Source organism: Treponema sp. R80B11-R83G3 (assembly GCF_054786115.1).
In genome coordinates this window covers 1-1,345 of sequence record NZ_BDHF01000221.1, presented here as the reverse complement: position 1 = coordinate 1,345, position 1,345 = coordinate 1, and the positions used below count along the sequence as shown (strand labels likewise).

Here is a 1,345-nt window from a genome sequence, read left to right as displayed (position 1 = left end):
CGGTTTTGCTTGACTGTTTTTAAAAATTTTTTGGAAAATTTTCACACTGGGAGTGGGGAGTGGGGTTTTTGTCCGAGGGCTATGCGTAAACTTCACGCGCAGATAACGAACAAAAACCCCCACTCCCTCTCTTGGTCACGCACAGATAACGAACAACAACATTGCTAATTTCTAATTTCTAATTGCTCACTGCTCACTGCTCACTGCTAATTGCTCATTGCTAATTTTTCTGGTAAATATTTGGTTTTTGTTTGGTTCAAAGTTTACTTAATTTGTTTTGTTTCTCTCTCTTTCTTTCTTGATATCGAACCGGTTATGAACGCAATAATGATAGGGGCTATGGCGGCGATAACAGCTCCTGTGGCATATCCATTTCTACCTAAAAAGAATAAGATAGTAGCTAATACCAATATAGACATGGCAATAATAAAAGAATTTCTCTGTGCTTTATCCGCTCTTTTATTATCTCCCAGTATTACTGTTTTTTCCAACTCTATACGATGATTAGTTTGTGCGACAAAGTTATCAAAAAGTAATTTTGTGGCTCCCGGGTAAATATTTTCGTATTTCTGCATTTCTTCCGGCGGCGGTAACGGGCCTTTTCTAAAAGCGGCCATTATACTGTATTCTGAAACTGCCGATTGATTTTGTTCCAGATTAACTAATCGACGGTCTTTTTTGTTTCTATTTGACATAAGGTATTTAAATAAGCATTATATAAATCCAAATAAATTGCCAATAAGTCATTGGCAATAGCTATCTTATCGGCTTCATCTCCGTTTTTAGAGTAATTATAAGAGTTCATTGAACCAAAAAAATCCATATTTCTGCCTATCCCCTCCATTACAGAAGGTCTGGCGTATAAAAAATCAGTCATATTTTAAGTATCGCCTTTTTAAAGAAGCTAGTCAAGCCTTTTTTCTTGCCTAATACTGCATATTTGTCCGCAATCTTATCGTGAAGCCCACGCACAGATAACGAACAACAACATTGCTCACTGCTCACTGCTCATTGCTAATTGGTTTTCACTTCTTTGTGGTTTATTATGTCCTTTATTGTAGCCCTTGGGTAATAGTTTCTATGGGGAGGTCGGTGAATTCCATTATTTCATTCAATGGGCGTCCTGCATTTTTCATTTTTTGGGCAATGTCAAGTTTTTCTTTCTTACGCCCTTCACGTTCGGCGCATGTCATTCCATTTTGATAGTCTAGTTCAGCTTTTAACTCACCCATCTTGCGTATGTATTCTATCTCGTTCTGCGTGAAGCCTGTCATGGTTTTTACTGCCATCGCTATGCCCTCCTCTCGGTTGGTTATATCAATTATTTTAGCCCTTTTTTCATCGT

The 1,345-nt window shown here is 37.8% G+C and carries 2 protein-coding genes and 1 pseudogene; all 3 read right to left on the bottom strand.

Annotated features, from left to right (window positions below; all coding sequences use genetic code 11):
* Positions 1-263: 263 nt before the first annotated feature.
* Entirely contained in the window at positions 264-617 is a 354-nt protein-coding gene (locus tag ACYVRH_RS12795; RefSeq protein WP_461257283.1) for a DUF2335 domain-containing protein, read from the bottom strand.
* A 44-nt stretch (positions 618-661) separates the two neighbouring features.
* Complete coding sequence (locus tag ACYVRH_RS12790) at positions 662-877, bottom strand: hypothetical protein (RefSeq protein ID WP_461257282.1); 216 nt, start codon at positions 875-877, stop codon at positions 662-664.
* A gap of 175 nt (positions 878-1,052) precedes the next feature.
* Positions 1,053-1,345 (bottom strand): annotated as a pseudogene (locus ACYVRH_RS12785) (hypothetical protein); the annotation flags it as partial.